Source organism: Citrobacter sp. R56, from assembly GCF_016811995.1.
Taxonomy (GTDB): domain Bacteria; phylum Pseudomonadota; class Gammaproteobacteria; order Enterobacterales; family Enterobacteriaceae; genus Citrobacter_D; species Citrobacter_D enshiensis.
This window is the reverse complement of sequence record NZ_CP069159.1, coordinates 1,218,457-1,232,860: the sequence shown is the minus strand read 5'-3', so window position 1 is coordinate 1,232,860 and position 14,404 is coordinate 1,218,457. Positions and strand designations below refer to the sequence as shown.

At 52.6% G+C, this 14,404-nt stretch carries 17 protein-coding genes; 3 read left to right on the top strand and 14 right to left on the bottom strand.

The window, feature by feature from the left end:
- Window positions 1-45: 45 nt before the first annotated feature.
- A complete protein-coding gene (murQ, locus tag JM656_RS05950; protein ID WP_203360384.1) occupies window positions 46-939 on the bottom strand; it encodes an N-acetylmuramic acid 6-phosphate etherase in 894 nt (297 codons plus the stop codon).
- A 115-nt stretch (window positions 940-1,054) separates the two neighbouring features.
- Between murQ and JM656_RS05945 the strand changes: the two genes are divergently transcribed.
- Window positions 1,055-1,903 carry a MurR/RpiR family transcriptional regulator gene (locus JM656_RS05945; protein WP_203360383.1) on the top strand — a complete coding sequence of 283 codons (849 nt, stop codon included), beginning with the start codon at window positions 1,055-1,057 and terminating at the stop codon, window positions 1,901-1,903.
- 55 nt (window positions 1,904-1,958) lie between these two features.
- The gene (locus tag JM656_RS05940) at window positions 1,959-2,219 is read left to right on the top strand and encodes a YfhL family 4Fe-4S dicluster ferredoxin (protein WP_162379139.1); all 261 of its coding nucleotides are present in this window, start codon (window positions 1,959-1,961) and stop codon (window positions 2,217-2,219) included.
- Window positions 2,220-2,231: 12 nt separating this feature from the next.
- On the opposite strand, the gene acpS is transcribed toward JM656_RS05940, so the two are convergent.
- The 12 genes from acpS to rseD all read right to left on the bottom strand — a co-directional run bounded on the left by acpS (window position 2,232) and on the right by rseD (window position 11,727).
- Entirely contained in the window at window positions 2,232-2,612 is a 381-nt protein-coding gene (acpS, locus tag JM656_RS05935) for a holo-ACP synthase (RefSeq protein ID WP_203360382.1), read from the bottom strand.
- Window positions 2,612-3,343 carry a pyridoxine 5'-phosphate synthase gene (gene pdxJ, locus JM656_RS05930; protein ID WP_203360381.1) on the bottom strand — a complete coding sequence of 244 codons (732 nt, stop codon included), beginning with the start codon at window positions 3,341-3,343 and terminating at the stop codon, window positions 2,612-2,614. Before pdxJ ends, acpS begins: the two co-directional genes overlap by 1 nt.
- A gap of 11 nt (window positions 3,344-3,354) precedes the next feature.
- The gene (gene recO / locus JM656_RS05925; RefSeq protein WP_192614389.1) at window positions 3,355-4,083 is read right to left on the bottom strand and encodes a DNA repair protein RecO; all 729 of its coding nucleotides are present in this window, start codon (window positions 4,081-4,083) and stop codon (window positions 3,355-3,357) included.
- A 13-nt stretch (window positions 4,084-4,096) separates the two neighbouring features.
- Entirely contained in the window at window positions 4,097-5,002 is a 906-nt protein-coding gene (era, locus tag JM656_RS05920) for a GTPase Era (RefSeq protein WP_203360380.1), read from the bottom strand.
- The gene (gene rnc, locus JM656_RS05915; protein WP_162379144.1) at window positions 4,999-5,679 is read right to left on the bottom strand and encodes a ribonuclease III; all 681 of its coding nucleotides are present in this window, start codon (window positions 5,677-5,679) and stop codon (window positions 4,999-5,001) included. Before rnc ends, era begins: the two co-directional genes overlap by 4 nt.
- Window positions 5,680-5,903: 224 nt before the next feature.
- On the bottom strand, window positions 5,904-6,878 hold the full coding sequence (gene lepB / locus JM656_RS05910) for a signal peptidase I (protein ID WP_192613105.1): 975 nt from the start codon (window positions 6,876-6,878) through the stop codon (window positions 5,904-5,906).
- 15 nt (window positions 6,879-6,893) lie between these two features.
- Window positions 6,894-8,693, bottom strand: a complete 1,800-nt coding sequence (lepA, locus tag JM656_RS05905) for a translation elongation factor 4 (protein WP_203360379.1) — start codon at window positions 8,691-8,693, stop codon at window positions 6,894-6,896.
- A 195-nt stretch (window positions 8,694-8,888) separates the two neighbouring features.
- Window positions 8,889-9,368, bottom strand: a complete 480-nt coding sequence (gene rseC / locus JM656_RS05900; RefSeq protein WP_203360378.1) for a SoxR-reducing system protein RseC — start codon at window positions 9,366-9,368, stop codon at window positions 8,889-8,891.
- Window positions 9,365-10,318 (bottom strand): sigma-E factor regulatory protein RseB, encoded by a 954-nt coding sequence (gene rseB / locus JM656_RS05895; RefSeq protein WP_203360377.1) that lies wholly within the window; start codon window positions 10,316-10,318, stop codon window positions 9,365-9,367. Before rseB ends, rseC begins: the two co-directional genes overlap by 4 nt.
- Window positions 10,318-10,968, bottom strand: coding sequence for an anti-sigma-E factor RseA (rseA, locus tag JM656_RS05890; protein ID WP_162379149.1), 651 nt, complete (start codon window positions 10,966-10,968; stop codon window positions 10,318-10,320). The genes rseB and rseA overlap by 1 nt, the downstream gene beginning before the upstream one ends.
- 31 nt (window positions 10,969-10,999) lie before the next feature.
- Window positions 11,000-11,575 (bottom strand): RNA polymerase sigma factor RpoE, encoded by a 576-nt coding sequence (rpoE, locus tag JM656_RS05885; protein WP_000003307.1) that lies wholly within the window; start codon window positions 11,573-11,575, stop codon window positions 11,000-11,002.
- Window positions 11,572-11,727: a rpoE leader peptide RseD gene (rseD, locus tag JM656_RS05880; protein WP_203360376.1), complete on the bottom strand. Its 156-nt coding sequence runs from the start codon at window positions 11,725-11,727 to the stop codon at window positions 11,572-11,574. The genes rpoE and rseD overlap by 4 nt, the downstream gene beginning before the upstream one ends.
- 272 nt (window positions 11,728-11,999) lie before the next feature.
- On the opposite strand from rseD, the gene nadB reads away from it, so the two are divergent.
- Complete coding sequence (gene nadB / locus JM656_RS05875) at window positions 12,000-13,622, top strand: L-aspartate oxidase (RefSeq protein WP_203360375.1); 1,623 nt, start codon at window positions 12,000-12,002, stop codon at window positions 13,620-13,622.
- Here the strand turns inward: nadB and trmN are convergent.
- Window positions 13,607-14,344 carry a tRNA(1)(Val) (adenine(37)-N(6))-methyltransferase TrmN gene (gene trmN / locus JM656_RS05870; RefSeq protein WP_203360374.1) on the bottom strand — a complete coding sequence of 246 codons (738 nt, stop codon included), beginning with the start codon at window positions 14,342-14,344 and terminating at the stop codon, window positions 13,607-13,609. The two genes, nadB and trmN, sit on opposite strands and share 16 nt — an antisense overlap.
- Window positions 14,345-14,404: the final 60 nt, after the last annotated feature.

Here is a 14,404-nt window from a genome sequence, read left to right as displayed (position 1 = left end):
ATCAATGATAAACGGCTTACTCCCCGTCGCTGTATGCTCGTCTGTTTAGTTTTCTAATGCCGCCCGTAAAAATCCCTGGTGAGCCGACAGTTTTTCTCTGGCGGCTGCCGCGTCCAGCCCGGAGAGCGCCATCAGAATGGCCGGTTTGACGTCAAAATCGGTTTGTTTCAGAAGCGCCTCAGCGTCTTCTCGCGTAATCCCTGTCGCTTCCACCACCATGCGACACGCTCTGTCGATCAGTTTGACGTTGGTGGCCTTCATATCCACCATCAGGTTTTGATAGACCTTGCCGAATTTCACCATCGCGCCAGTGGAGATCATATTGAGCACCAGCTTTTGCGCAGTACCTGATTTCAGTCGCGTTGACCCCGTCAGCGCCTCGGGGCCGACCACCGGCGAAATCGCAATGTCCGCCTCACGTGCGATCGGAGAGTCCGGATTACAGGAAATCGCGACCGTGGTGCATCCTGTCTGGTTGGCATACTTCAAGCCACCAATCACGTAGGGTGTGCGACCTGATGCCGCCAGTCCAACCACCAGATCCTGCGCGGTCAGATTGAGCGCCTTCAAATCATCTTCCCCTAACTGCAGACTATCTTCGGCACCTTCAACCGCCTTCAACAACGCGCCGGGTCCCCCTGCAATTAATCCCACGACCAGCCCATGCGGCACGCCAAAAGTTGGCGGGCATTCAGACGCATCAAGCACTCCCAGCCTTCCACTGGTGCCAGCACCCATATAAATAATGCGCCCTCCTGCCTTTAACGCATTTGCAGCGGCATCGACTGCACGCGCTACCTCCGGCAGCGTCTCTTTTACTGCGAGCGCTACCTGCGTATCCTGTTGATTAAAACGATGAACCAGCTCAAGCGTGGATAAAGCATCGAGGTCCATAGTCTGTGGATTACGGGTTTCTGAAACTAACGCGCCGAGATTCATTTTTTCTCCTCAGGAATTTTTAATTCAAACTAATTGCCTATAATGGAATATTATATTCATTCAGGCGAGTGAAATTTGTGTCGCTGTCGCCATCACGTTTTCGCCAGGAGAGCCCATGAACTGTTTGGTCCGTATTCGTCAACGTTATCCCCATCTTGCCCAAAGCGACAAGAGGCTTGCGGATTATCTTCTTTCGCAACCGGATAACGCGCGGCATCTCAGTTCGCAGCAGCTTGCCGCCGAAGTGGGCATCAGTCAGTCCAGCGTGGTGAAATTCGCGCAAAAAATGGGGTTTAAAGGATTTCCGGCACTTAAACTGGCAATCAGCGAAGCGCTGGTGAGCAATCCGAATCCTCAGTCTGTTCCCGTCCACAACCTGATCCGTGGTGACGATCCTATGCGTCTGGTTGGCGAAAAACTGATTAAAGAAAATGTGGCGGCGATGCACGCTACGCTCGACGTCAACAGCGAAGAAAAGCTGATCGAGAGTGCGACGATGCTACGTCGCGCCCGCCGAATTGTCCTGACCGGGATTGGCGCTTCAGGCCTTGTTGCGCAAAACTTTGCCTGGAAGCTTATGAAGATAGGCTTTAATGCCGTCGTCGAACGCGATATGCACTCCTTGTTGGCGACGGTTCAGGCGCTCTCTTCAGAGGATCTGCTGCTGGCCATCTCCTACACGGGTGAACGCAGAGAGCTTAATCTGGCGGCAGATGAAACATTGTTGGTGGGAGGGAAAATCCTGGCCATCACCGGATTTACGCCTAACGCATTGCAGCAGCGCGCCACACATTGCCTGTATACGATTGCGGAGGAGCAGGCCACCCGTAGTGGGGCTATTTCATCCACGCATGCTCAAATGATGCTCACCGATGTGCTTTTTATGGCGTTGGTGCAACAGGATTTGGAACACGCTCCGGGACGTATCAGACACAGCGAGGCGCTGGTAAAAAAACTGGTCTGAGCAAAGAATGCGCGTATAATGCCCGCCCGATTTGTGATGTTTTGAGAGTATCCTGATGGCGCTGTTAATCACCAAAAAATGCATCAATTGCGATATGTGCGAACCGGAATGCCCAAACGAGGCCATTTCCATGGGCGATGCTATCTATGAGATTAACAGCGACAAGTGTACTGAATGCGTTGGTCATTACGACACGCCAACCTGTCAGAAAGTATGCCCGATCCCGAATACAATTCTGAAAGATCCGGCACACGTCGAAACGCAGGAGCAGTTGTGGGATAAGTTTGTCCTGATGCACCACGCGGACAAACTCTAAAACGGCCCTTGGTTAACTCTCGATAATCACCGTGGCGCAGGCGTAGTGTCGTTCATCGGCCAGCGTGACGTGCATACTGGCAACACCGAGGGTTTCCGCCAGCTTCAACGCCTCTCCCCACAACCGCAAACGCGGCTTGCCGAGTTCATCGTTAAACACTTCAAATTGGTTAAACGCCAGACCGTTGCGAATCCCGGTGCCGAAAGCTTTTGCCGCGGCCTCTTTTACCGCGAAACGTTTGGCGAGAAAACGCACCGGTTGTTGGTGCGTTTCCCAAATGGCCCATTCATTGTCGCTGAGCACTCTTCTTGCAAGACGATCGCCCGACCGCGAGATAACTGCCTCAATACGAGCAATCTCTACAATATCCGTGCCCAAACCCAGGATCGCCATTAGCCACGCGCTTCCAGCATCAGACGTTTCATTTCAGCAACCGCCTCTTTCAGGCCGCTCATCACCGCGCGTCCGATAATGGCATGACCGATATTCAGCTCGTGCATTTCCGGCAACGCCGCGATGGCTTTCACGTTGTGATACGTCAGGCCGTGACCCGCATTCACTTTCAGCCCCAGACCTGCCGCAAAGGTCGCCGCCCTGGCGATACGCGCCAGCTCCTGCGCCTGTTCAGCGTCGGTTTTGGCATCCGCGTAGCAGCCAGTATGAATTTCAATGTAGGGCGCCCCAACTTCTGCGGCGGCTTTGATCTGGGCTTCATCGGCATCAATGAACAATGATACGAGGATCCCTGCATCTGCCAGACGTTTACAGGCATCGCGCATTTTGTCACGCTGACCCGCCACATCCAGGCCGCCCTCGGTGGTCACTTCCTGGCGTTTTTCCGGCACCAGACAGCAAAAATGCGGCTTCGTCTCAACGGCAATCGCCAGCATCTCTTCCGTCACCGCCATCTCCAGGTTCATGCGGGTATCCAGCGTCTGGCGCAGAATACGCACGTCACGGTCAGTGATATGGCGGCGATCTTCACGCAGGTGCACGGTAATACCGTCGGCACCCGCCTGTTCGGCAATAAATGCAGCCTGTACCGGGTCCGGGTATGCGGTGCCACGCGCATTACGCAGAGTAGCAATGTGGTCAATGTTGACACCTAACAGTAATTCAGCCATGACAATCCTCGTTAATCGTTATTCGTTTTCACTGCGCGTTTTGGCATAAATTGCCGGAACAGCTCCCGGCTTTTTAACGGCTTACCACCAAGATACGGCTTTAGCGCCATACGGGTAAAGCGTTTCGCTGCGCGCAATGTATCAACATCAGGAAATTCTCTTGCTTCAAGCGCCTTCAGATGTCGTCCGGTGAAGGTGTTGTTATCAATCACCACGCTGGCGATAAACCCTTTCTCTTCACGATAGCGATACGTCATGGTGTCATCCACCAATTCACCGCTGCCTGCGCAATGCGTGAAGTCCACCCCATAACCCAGGTGACCGAGCAACGCAAGCTCAAAGCGACGCAGAGCGGGTTCGGGAGTCCCCGTGACACCTGCCAGTGTTTGTATACAGTTCAGATAATCAAAAAAGAGTTCAGAAAAGCGCGTCTCATACTCAAGCACACGAGAGATCAGTTCGTTGATGTAGAGACCACTGTAAAGCGTAATACCGCTGAGAGGGAGCGCCAGGGAGACGGCTTCTGCGCTGCGTAAGGTTTTCACCTCACCGCGACCGCCAAAGCGAAGCAGGAGCGGTGTGAAGGGCTGCAAAGCGCCTTTCAGATTAGAACGTTTGGAACGTGCGCCTTTGGCGACCAGACGCACGCGACCTGACTCTTCCGTGAAGACGTCCAGCATCAGGCTGGTTTCGCTCCACGGACGGCTGTGCAATACGAATGCGCGCTGCCAGCCTTCCATTATATTCTTCGTCTTACACGTCGTCGCCATAGCCGAGACTGCGCAGCGCGCGCTCGTCATCGGCCCAGCCGGATTTCACTTTCACCCACAGTTCCAGATGTACTGGCGCTTCAAACATGTCCTGCATATCTTTACGCGCTTCAATACCGATGGTTTTGATTTTGGCCCCTTTGTTGCCAATGACCATCTTCTTCTGCCCTTCACGCTCAACGAGGATCAGCCCATTGATGTCGTAGCCGCCGCGTTCGTTAGTAATGAAACGTTCAATCTCAACGGTAACGGAGTACGGCAGCTCAGCACCCAGAAAACGCATCAGTTTTTCACGGATGATTTCCGAAGCCATAAAGCGCTGGGAACGATCGGTGATGTAATCTTCCGGGAAGTGATGGATGGCCTCCGGCAGGTGTTTACGCACGATGCCCGCAACCGTATCCACGTTCATACCGGTTTCCGCAGACATCGGCACAATATCGAGGAAATTCATCTGGCTCGCCAGGAATTGCAGGTGCGGCAGTAAATCCGCTTTTTCCTGCACGTTATCCACTTTGTTGACTGCCAGGATAACCGGAGCTTTACCGTCGCGCAGTTTGTTCAGCACCATCTCATCGTCTGGCGTCCAGCGGGTGCCTTCTACAACGAAAATGATCAGTTCAACGTCGCCAATAGAGCTACTCGCCGCTTTGTTCATCAGGCGGTTAATGGCGCGTTTTTCTTCCATGTGCAAACCCGGGGTATCGACATAAATAGCCTGATACGCCCCTTCGGTATGGATACCGACAATGCGGTGACGTGTGGTTTGCGCCTTACGGGAAGTAATTGAAATCTTCTGCCCAAGCAGATTATTCAACAGGGTAGATTTGCCTACATTCGGGCGACCGACGATGGCAATAAATCCGCAATAGGTTGTATCGATGCTCATTCCAACTCCAGTTTTTTCAACGCCTGTTCGGCGGCAGCCTGCTCAGCCTTACGACGGCTTGAACCTGTGCCTACCACCGGTTCACTCAGGCCGCTGACCTGGCAGTGGATAGTAAATTCCTGATCATGCGCTTCACCACGCACCTGTACCACCAGATAAGACGGTAACGGCAGATGACGACCTTGCAAATATTCCTGCAAACGCGTTTTCGGATCTTTTTGTTTATCGCCCGGGCTAATTTCATCCAGACGGCTTTGATACCAGTTAAGGATCAGTTTCTCGACGGTCTGAATATCGCTGTCGAGGAATACGCCACCAATTAACGCTTCTACGGTATCGGCCAGAATAGATTCACGACGGAAGCCGCCGCTTTTCAATTCACCCGGCCCCAAACGCAAGCATTCACCCAGATCAAACTCACGGGCTAATTCCGCAAGTGTGTTACCACGCACCAGCGTGGCGCGCATACGGCTCATATCCCCTTCGTCCACACGTGGGAAACGGTGATATAGCGCATTAGCGATGACAAAGCTCAAAATAGAGTCGCCTAAAAACTCTAAACGCTCGTTATGTTTGCTGCTGGCACTACGATGGGTTAATGCCTGCTGCAACAGCTCCTGATGAGTAAAAGTGTAGCCCAGCTTCCGTTGAAGCCGATTAATTACGATGGGGTTCATGCGATACCAATAAATGAATGCGTCAACAATCCAGCACACGAAACAGACCTGTATTTGAAACCAATGCTGTTTCGTGTGCCGTGGCGACCAGACGGCGCCAACCTTAAACTTCGGGGGAATATTCTATACACAACGACAAAGGATGTCGTTAGTCTGAGGGAATTTATCCAATAAATAATTCATGTTGTCGCCATTACGACGACAACATGAACATTTATCAGGAATTAATGAATACCGCCGATACGGCTTAAACGCACGCCGGTAGGCCATTCACCTTCTTGTTTATCAAAACTCATCCAGATCGCCGTCGCTTTACCGACCAGGTTTGCTTCCGGTACAAATCCCCAGTAACGGCTGTCCGCGCTGTTATCACGGTTATCACCCATCATGAAGTATTGTCCCGGCGGCACAATCCAGGTAGCCAGTTGCTGACCTGGCTGCTGGTAATACATCCCGACCTGATCCTGTGCGATTGGCACGGTCAGGATCCGGTGTGTTACCTCACCCAGCGTCTCTTTGCGCTCAGTCAGACGAATACCGTTATCTTTGGTTTCGTTCAACGGCACTTCAAAGAATCCACTGCTGGCTTCGCCTGCGTTACGACGGGCAAACGTCTGAACGAAATCGCTCGGCTGAACATTGGAATAGGTTACCGCCAGCGCATTTTCACATGCCTGGCCTGAACTGCACCCTGGCTGAATGGTGACTTCTTTCGCTACCGGATCGTACGAGACTTTATCACCCGGTAAACCGACAGCGCGTTTGATGTAATCCAGACGCGGATCTTCCGGGTATTTAAAGACCACGATATCGCCACGTTTAGGATGACCGGTTTCAATCAAGGTTTTCTGGTAAATCGGGTCTTTAATTCCATAGGCGAATTTTTCCACCAGAATAAAGTCACCGATTAACAGTGTCGGCATCATCGAACCTGACGGGATCTGGAAGGGTTCATAGATAAATGAACGCACAACCAGCACAATCGCCAGCACCGGAAACACCGACGCGCCGGTTTCCAGCCAGCCGGGCTTAGGTGCCACTTTTTTTAGCGTGGCTTTGTCCAGCGACTCATTGACAGCGGCCTGTGCCGCTGCCTGACGCTCCCGACGTTTTGGCGCGAAGATAAACTTATCCACGCACCATAAAATGCCCGTCACCAGTGTGGCAATCACCAGAATCAGGGCAAACATATTCGCCATGCCAACTCCTTAGGGTTATTTGCTGTCTTTACCGACATGCAGAATGGCGAGAAACGCTTCCTGAGGCAGCTCTACGTTACCGATCTGCTTCATTCGTTTTTTACCTTCTTTCTGCTTCTGCAGCAGTTTTTTCTTACGGCTGATATCACCGCCATAGCACTTCGCCAACACGTTCTTACGCAGCTGTTTCACCGTCGAGCGCGCAATAATGTGTGTCCCAATCGCGGCCTGGATAGCGATGTCAAACTGCTGGCGCGGGATGAGCTCTTTCATCTTCTCAACCAGATCTCGGCCACGGCTTTGCGAATTACCACGGTGAGTGATCAGCGCCAGCGCATCAACACGCTCGTTGTTAATCAACACGTCAACACGAACCATGTCCGATGCCTGGAAGCGTTTAAAGTTATAGTCCAGCGAAGCGTAGCCACGAGACGTTGACTTCAGACGGTCGAAGAAGTCGAGCACCACTTCCGCCATCGGGATTTCGTAGGTCAGCGCAACCTGGTTACCGTGGTATACCATGTTGGTCTGTACGCCACGCTTCTCGATACACAGCGTGATAACGTTGCCCAGGTAAGCCTGCGGCAGCAGCATGTGACATTCTGCGATCGGCTCGCGCAACTCATAAATGTTGTTCAGCGGCGGCAGTTTGGACGGGCTGTCGACATAGATAGTTTCTTTGCTGGTCGTTTCGACTTCGTAAACAACGGTCGGCGCGGTGGTGATCAGATCCAGATCGTATTCACGTTCCAGACGTTCCTGAATGATCTCCATGTGCAACAGCCCCAGGAAGCCACAGCGGAAGCCGAAGCCCAGCGCCGTTGAGCTTTCCGGCTCGTAGAACAGAGAAGCGTCGTTCAGGCTCAGTTTACCGAGCGCATCGCGGAAGTTTTCGTAATCGTCTGAACTGACCGGGAAAAGACCCGCATAAACCTGCGGTTTAACCTTTTTAAACCCTGGCAGCGCTTTCTCCGCCGGGTTACGCGCCTGCGTCAACGTATCGCCAACCGGTGCGCCGAGGATGTCTTTAATCGCACAAACCAGCCAACCTACCTCGCCGCATTTCAGCTCCGTACGGTCAACCTGTTTCGGCGTAAAGATGCCCAGACGGTCTGCGTTGTAGACCTGCCCGGTGCTCATCACTTTAATTTTGTCGCCTTTACGCATGGTGCCGTTTTTAATACGCACCAGCGAAACAACGCCAAGATAGTTATCGAACCAGGAGTCGATGATTAGCGCCTGCAGCGGGCCTTCCGGATCGCCTTCCGGCGGCGGAATATCACGCACCAGACGTTCCAGAACGTCGGTCACGCCCACGCCAGTTTTCGCCGAGCAGCGCACAGCGTCGGTGGCGTCGATGCCGACAATATCTTCAATCTCTTCTGCCACACGTTCAGGATCGGCGGCAGGTAAATCAATTTTGTTAAGGACCGGAACTACTTCCAGATCCATTTCCATGGCGGTATAGCAGTTCGCCAGGGTTTGTGCTTCTACGCCCTGTCCGGCGTCAACCACCAGCAATGCACCTTCACACGCCGCCAGTGAACGGGAAACTTCATAAGAGAAGTCAACGTGGCCTGGGGTGTCGATAAAGTTAAGCTGATAGGTTTCACCATCAGATGCTTTGAAATCGAGCGTCACGCTCTGCGCTTTGATCGTAATACCGCGCTCACGCTCAAGATCCATCGAGTCGAGAACCTGCGCTTCCATTTCACGGTCAGACAGGCCACCGCAGATCTGGATAATACGGTCAGACAGCGTCGATTTACCGTGGTCGATGTGAGCTATGATTGAAAAGTTACGTATGTTCTTCATATAGTGTAATTATTGTGCCTTACGCCTGGTTCGACAGGCTTTGAGAAGTCGCTGTTCTGAGCTTAACGTCTGTTTAAGTGAAACGCCGCATTCTACACTACAACGCTGAGGCGAGGAAATGTTCATAGAGCAAGGATAGCGGGAACTGGAAACAACATCGCTTTTGCAATGCAAAATACAACAAAGCCAGTGAAATCACTGGCTCGTTTCGGCTGGAGGGGTCTCGATGCGGAGCATTCCCGGCGGTAAGGCAACGTTCAGAATCACCGGTTGCCAGGCTTCTCGCTTTGCCAGTTTGCGGGAGAAACCACGCGCAATCAAAAATCCCCCGACCCCGCCTAATATCGCACCGCTCAATGAAGCAATGTCTGAGCCGAACAAGACCTGAAACAGGGAAGCAAACAGAAAAAGTCCAGCCAGCGGCGACAGGTATACCAACATCGCTGACCCCAACAGGCTGCCTTCGGCAATACCCAGTTCGACTTTCTGCCCTGGAACCAACGGTTCAGCACTCGGTACCACAATCGTATGCGTCGTTTGTGGTCCCAGTTTATTCAACACCCGTGTACCGCATCCCGCACGGGAAGCGCAGCTACTGCAGGATGCCTTAACATCACAACTCACCATCGCCTGACCATCCTGCCAGGAGACAACCGTTGCCCACTCTTTGATCATTTCGCAGCCCTGAACTTAATGTTGTCTGCAATGCGTTTGGCGGTTTGCGGCGGAAGTTCACCCACAACGGTGATTTCTGCGTTGTCACGCACGCTGGTGCTTACCGTTCTACGCCCGGTACGCAGCAGTTGATCGGTGCTGGCTTGCGTCGCACGGTTAACGTTCACCGAGAAACTGAACAAACCATCGGAGTACAGACGGGACTCAATGGGCATTTCCATGGTCGGAATCGGGCGGCGGCTACTGGAGATTTCACTGAACCCTTGCGGAAGCCAGGATGGGCTCCAGTTGAAGTTGGTCTTTTCCCCCGCCGGAACAGAAAGCAGAGGCGGCAGATTAGCTTTTGCCAGGGCCTGCATCGTATTGCCGATATCATTATTCACGTTAAAGGCAATCACGCGGAATTGTTCCAGCGTTTCGCCATCGCGATCCAGAAGATCAACCCTCATCGGTAATCGGGTCTCTGCGTCCATCCAGACGATGTAGCTATATCGAGTGCCGTCACGCGCAACTACACGGATCACTTCGCACAAACGGTCAGCGATACGCGTTTTCCCGACAGAGATAAAATCATAAAAGGGAGCGAGTCGCTTAAAGTCGGTATAGACCAGAGAAGGCAGGGAATCAACGATGTAGTCACCGTTTAAGGTGAACGGCTCGAGTCCAGGCTCGAAATAGCTGATTTCGTTTCCACGCTGGACAACTTCCCGGCGCGGGCCATCCAGTTGCAACAATTGTGCAAGCGGACGGTTATCGAGGCGCGCATGCCGATAACGCAGAGACTCAACGCCTTGTTTATTGATGCTGACGAATGACAGCTCGTAGGTGAGTGACTGGCTGGCCAGATTCATCTGCTGCAACAACGCCCCGGACGCAGGGTTGGCCGAGGCGTTAGCAGAAAAGAACAGGCTACCTGTCACAAGTGACATGGCAAACCAAAGTTGCTTCATTACTGCGATTGCGTTCCTAAAGTTTGAATTCCTGGCACCTGCACAGCGGCTTGCTGTGTTTGCGCCTGCTCAAACTGAAGCTGTTCGGAGTGCAGTCGACGTTGCAGTTCGTAATCCTGCAGCATGGCATTGATACGACGACGCTGCTCCTGTACCTGCTGTTGCTGGCCACCGCTGGCCGTTGCATCAGAAGGTACCCCCAGACTCACCGGGCTCGCCTTACCCATCATTGGTAAGGTATTGAATACCGGCGTTTCAGGCTGCTGGGACGTTTCAGATTGTCCGTTATAGTGCTGGACGCCAACAATAACTGCAAGCGATACGCATGCCGCTACGCCCATTTGGGTGAGTTGCGCCGCCCACGGACGCATTTTCTTCCAGAAAGGCATTTTTTGCCACTGGTGCGGTGCGGGTTGGGCTTCAGGGATCAACGGCGTCGCCTGGCGTACGGGCTCGCTTTCAATCGCGGCCATAACGCGCGCGGAAATATCGAAATGGAGAACATCAGCTGTGTCTCCGCGCATGGAATCGCGGATCAGGTGATAACTCTCCCATGTTTTCTGCATTTCCGGGTCATGAGTCAGCGCTTTAAGCAGCTCATTATCCAGCGTTTCGCCATCCATTAAAGCGGAAAGTTTCTCTTTCTGCATGCCTAATACCTTTTCCAGTATCCCGCTATCGTCAACGCCTGATAAGCGGTTGAACTTTATTATCAATAGCTTCCCGCGCTCGGAAGATACGAGAACGCACCGTACCCACCGGACAATCCATGATAGCGGCTATCTCTTCATAGCTTAGGCCATCTAGCTCCCGCAAGGTAATTGCCATGCGTAAATCTTCCGGGAGGGACTCAATAGTTCGGAAAACTATCTGTCTCAGCTCTTCTGACAACATTAAGTTCTCAGGGTTCGAAATTTCTTTCAGCGCACCGCCACTTTCGAAGTTTTCTGCTTCAATCGCATCCACATCACTGGATGGCGGGCGGCGCCCCTGAGCGACCAGGTAATTCTTAGCTGTATTGACTGCAATTCGATATAGCCAGGTATAAAAAGCACTATCTCCCCGGAAAGAATCCAGCGCGCGATAGGCCTTAATAAATGACTCTTGCACCACATCGGGAACATCGCCCGACGGCACATAGCGGGAAACCAGACTCGCCACTTTATGCTGGTAGCGTACCACCAGTAAATTAAAGGCTTTCTGATCTCCCTTCTGGACCCGTTCAACCAGGACCTGGTCCGTTAACTGCTCGCTCATCCGAGGTAAAGTCTCCCCAAACCAAATTTCCACGCGCTCTCGAAACGCCACTCCATCAGCTGCACTATGAGCAAGCAATGGGTTAGAGTGTCAGAGTTTCGTAAAGTTCCGTTACGCATTTGTTTTTGTTTGTCATGTTGTAGACAGGTCATTATCTCTCATTATAAGTCTACAGAGTCTGAACAACGCACTATCTGTTTAGAAATGCCCATTTAGTCGCTTGCAGAGTAACCCAACAGCGCCTTTATTTCATCACATAATCTGGCGCTAACGACCTGCTTCGCAAAATATTTTCCCTATTCTACCGCTCACTGTCTTATCCTTTCATGTTTAGTGGTTGCAACACATTTAAAATAAAACGTGCTGTAAAACGCAGTGTGGTGCTATGCTGACCAAACACTGTTTAGTAAATTAAACAAACGCAATGAATACGATTCCTGAACTTTCCTGTGACGTGTTGATTATTGGCAGCGGTGCTGCCGGACTCTCTCTGGCACTACGCCTGGCTGAAAAGCATCAGGTCATTGTCCTGAGTAAAGGACCGGTCAGCGAAGGCTCGACATTTTATGCGCAAGGCGGTATTGCCGCCGTTTTCGATGAGACCGACAGTATTGACTCCCACGTCGAAGATACGTTGGTTGCAGGCGCCGGTATTTGCGATCGCCACGCGGTGGAGTTCGTCGCCAGCAATGCCCGCCCATGCGTTCAATGGCTGATTGATCAGGGCGTCCTGTTTGACACCCACGTTCAGGCTAATGGGGAAGAAAGCTATCACCTGACCCGTGAAGGTGGACATAGCCATCGCCGCATTCTGCATGCTGCCGATGCCACCGGCAAAGAAGTCGAAACCACGCTGGTCAGCAAGGCGCAAAACCATCCTAATATCCGTGTTCTGGAACGCAGCAATGCCGTTGATTTAATTATCTCCGACAAAATTGGCTTGCCGGGAACCCGCCGGGTGGTTGGCGCATGGATCTGGAATCGTAATAAAGAAGCCGTCGAAACCTGCCACGCCAAGTCGGTTGTACTGGCAACGGGCGGGGCATCAAAGGTGTATCAATACACCACCAACCCGGATATCTCCTCGGGTGATGGTATTGCTATGGCCTGGCGCGCCGGGTGTCGCGTCGCCAACCTCGAGTTTAATCAGTTTCACCCCACCGCGTTATATCACCCACAGGCGCGAAATTTCCTGCTCACCGAAGCGCTGCGCGGCGAAGGGGCGCACCTTAAACGCCCTGACGGCACACGATTTATGCCGGACTTTGATGCGCGTGCCGAACTGGCACCACGCGATATTGTCGCCCGAGCCATCGATCATGAAATGAAGCGTCTTGGCGCAGATTGTATGTTCCTCGACATCAGCCATAAACCCGCTGAGTTTGTCCGTCAGCACTTCCCGATGATTTACGAAAAGCTGTTAGGTCTGGGGATTGATCTCACCAAAGAGCCCGTGCCCATCGTTCCTGCCGCGCACTACACCTGCGGCGGCGTCATGGTGGACGATTTTGGCCGCACCGATGTCGATGGTCTGTATGCGATCGGAGAAGTGAGCTATACCGGTCTGCACGGCGCAAACCGCATGGCCTCTAATTCACTGCTGGAATGCCTGGTCTACGGCTGGTCAGCTGCTGAAGATATTGACCGCCGCATGCCCTATGCCCGTGGCGTTAATCAACTCCCGGCTTGGGATGAAAGTCGCGTTGAGAATCCGGATGAATTGGTGGTCATTCAGCATAACTGGCACGAATTGCGCCTGTTTATGTGGGACTATGTCGGTATTGTCCGCACCACAAAACGTCTGGAGCGCGCCCTGCGCCGCATCACCATGCTGCAACAGGAGATCGACGAGTATTACGCCAATTTCCGCGTGTCGAATAATTTACTGGAACTACGTAACCTGGTGCAGGTGGCTGAACTTATCGTCCGCTGTGCGATGCAACGTAAAGAGAGCCGGGGTTTGCATTACACGCTGGATTATCCCGCCTTGTTGCCTGAATCCGGCCCGTCGGTACTCTCTCCGTTAAGCACTCACATAAACAGATAAAACGCCTGGGTCAGCGCCGTGTAACTTTCAGAGTAACGCTGGTCTGGCCCACGGATCACCATCCGGTCACTAAAACACTCTCCCGCCTGCGGAGAGAACGCCAACAGCACCCGATGCGGCAAGCGAGCTTCCGTTTCCGCAACATCGGTACGCAGTCGCAAATGCCAGCCCATGCTTAACGCCTGTTGCGTGAATGTGTTGCCAATGTGTTCTGGCAGCACAACGCAAAAGAATCCCTCTTCCGTGATGCACTCCGTGGCATTGGCCAGCAACGTCTGGTGATCCAGCGTCGTGGTATATCGCGCCTGTTCACGCTGTGGCGTGGCGCATTCTACGCCCTGCTCATAATAAGGAGGATTACTGATGATCAGATCGAAACGAACGGTCTGACGAGGAACCCATTGCTGAACATCTTCGCAGTGTACCGTCACGCGATGCGCCCACGGTGACTGTAAAATATTTTCCTGCGCTTGTTCGGCGGCGGTGGCGTCCAGTTCTACAGCATCAATGATGACGCTTTCGTCAGTACGCTGCGCTAACATTAGCGCCAGCAGCCCACTACCCGTACCAATATCAAGGACTCGCTTTACATCCGCGACTGGCGCCCAGGCACCTAAGAGAATGCCGTCAGTTCCCACTTTCATCGCGCAACGGTCATGCGCCACAAAAAACTGCTTAAAAGTAAATCCATTACGACGGACGACGGATGTAGACTGGGGCATGAAAACACAACCTTGCAGGAAAAACGGCAATAGCACCGAGTGAAAACAATACCTGAGAAG

What these genes read in the sequence shown, in the direction of transcription:
- murQ (WP_203360384.1), bottom strand. Translation starts at nt 939, where the DNA reads ATGAATCTCGGCGCGTTAGTTTCAGAAACCCGTAATCCACAGACTATG.
- JM656_RS05945 (WP_203360383.1), top strand. Translation starts at nt 1,055, where the DNA reads ATGAACTGTTTGGTCCGTATTCGTCAACGTTATCCCCATCTTGCCCAA.
- JM656_RS05940 (WP_162379139.1), top strand. Translation starts at nt 1,959, where the DNA reads ATGGCGCTGTTAATCACCAAAAAATGCATCAATTGCGATATGTGCGAA.
- acpS (WP_203360382.1), bottom strand. Translation starts at nt 2,612, where the DNA reads ATGGCGATCCTGGGTTTGGGCACGGATATTGTAGAGATTGCTCGTATT.
- pdxJ (WP_203360381.1), bottom strand. Translation starts at nt 3,343, where the DNA reads ATGGCTGAATTACTGTTAGGTGTCAACATTGACCACATTGCTACTCTG.
- recO (WP_192614389.1), bottom strand. Translation starts at nt 4,083, where the DNA reads ATGGAAGGCTGGCAGCGCGCATTCGTATTGCACAGCCGTCCGTGGAGC.
- era (WP_203360380.1), bottom strand. Translation starts at nt 5,002, where the DNA reads ATGAGCATCGATACAACCTATTGCGGATTTATTGCCATCGTCGGTCGC.
- rnc (WP_162379144.1), bottom strand. Translation starts at nt 5,679, where the DNA reads ATGAACCCCATCGTAATTAATCGGCTTCAACGGAAGCTGGGCTACACT.
- lepB (WP_192613105.1), bottom strand. Translation starts at nt 6,878, where the DNA reads ATGGCGAATATGTTTGCCCTGATTCTGGTGATTGCCACACTGGTGACG.
- lepA (WP_203360379.1), bottom strand. Translation starts at nt 8,693, where the DNA reads ATGAAGAACATACGTAACTTTTCAATCATAGCTCACATCGACCACGGT.
- rseC (WP_203360378.1), bottom strand. Translation starts at nt 9,368, where the DNA reads ATGATCAAAGAGTGGGCAACGGTTGTCTCCTGGCAGGATGGTCAGGCG.
- rseB (WP_203360377.1), bottom strand. Translation starts at nt 10,318, where the DNA reads ATGAAGCAACTTTGGTTTGCCATGTCACTTGTGACAGGTAGCCTGTTC.
- rseA (WP_162379149.1), bottom strand. Translation starts at nt 10,968, where the DNA reads ATGCAGAAAGAGAAACTTTCCGCTTTAATGGATGGCGAAACGCTGGAT.
- rpoE (WP_000003307.1), bottom strand. Translation starts at nt 11,575, where the DNA reads ATGAGCGAGCAGTTAACGGACCAGGTCCTGGTTGAACGGGTCCAGAAG.
- rseD (WP_203360376.1), bottom strand. Translation starts at nt 11,727, where the DNA reads ATGACCTGTCTACAACATGACAAACAAAAACAAATGCGTAACGGAACT.
- nadB (WP_203360375.1), top strand. Translation starts at nt 12,000, where the DNA reads ATGAATACGATTCCTGAACTTTCCTGTGACGTGTTGATTATTGGCAGC.
- trmN (WP_203360374.1), bottom strand. Translation starts at nt 14,344, where the DNA reads ATGCCCCAGTCTACATCCGTCGTCCGTCGTAATGGATTTACTTTTAAG.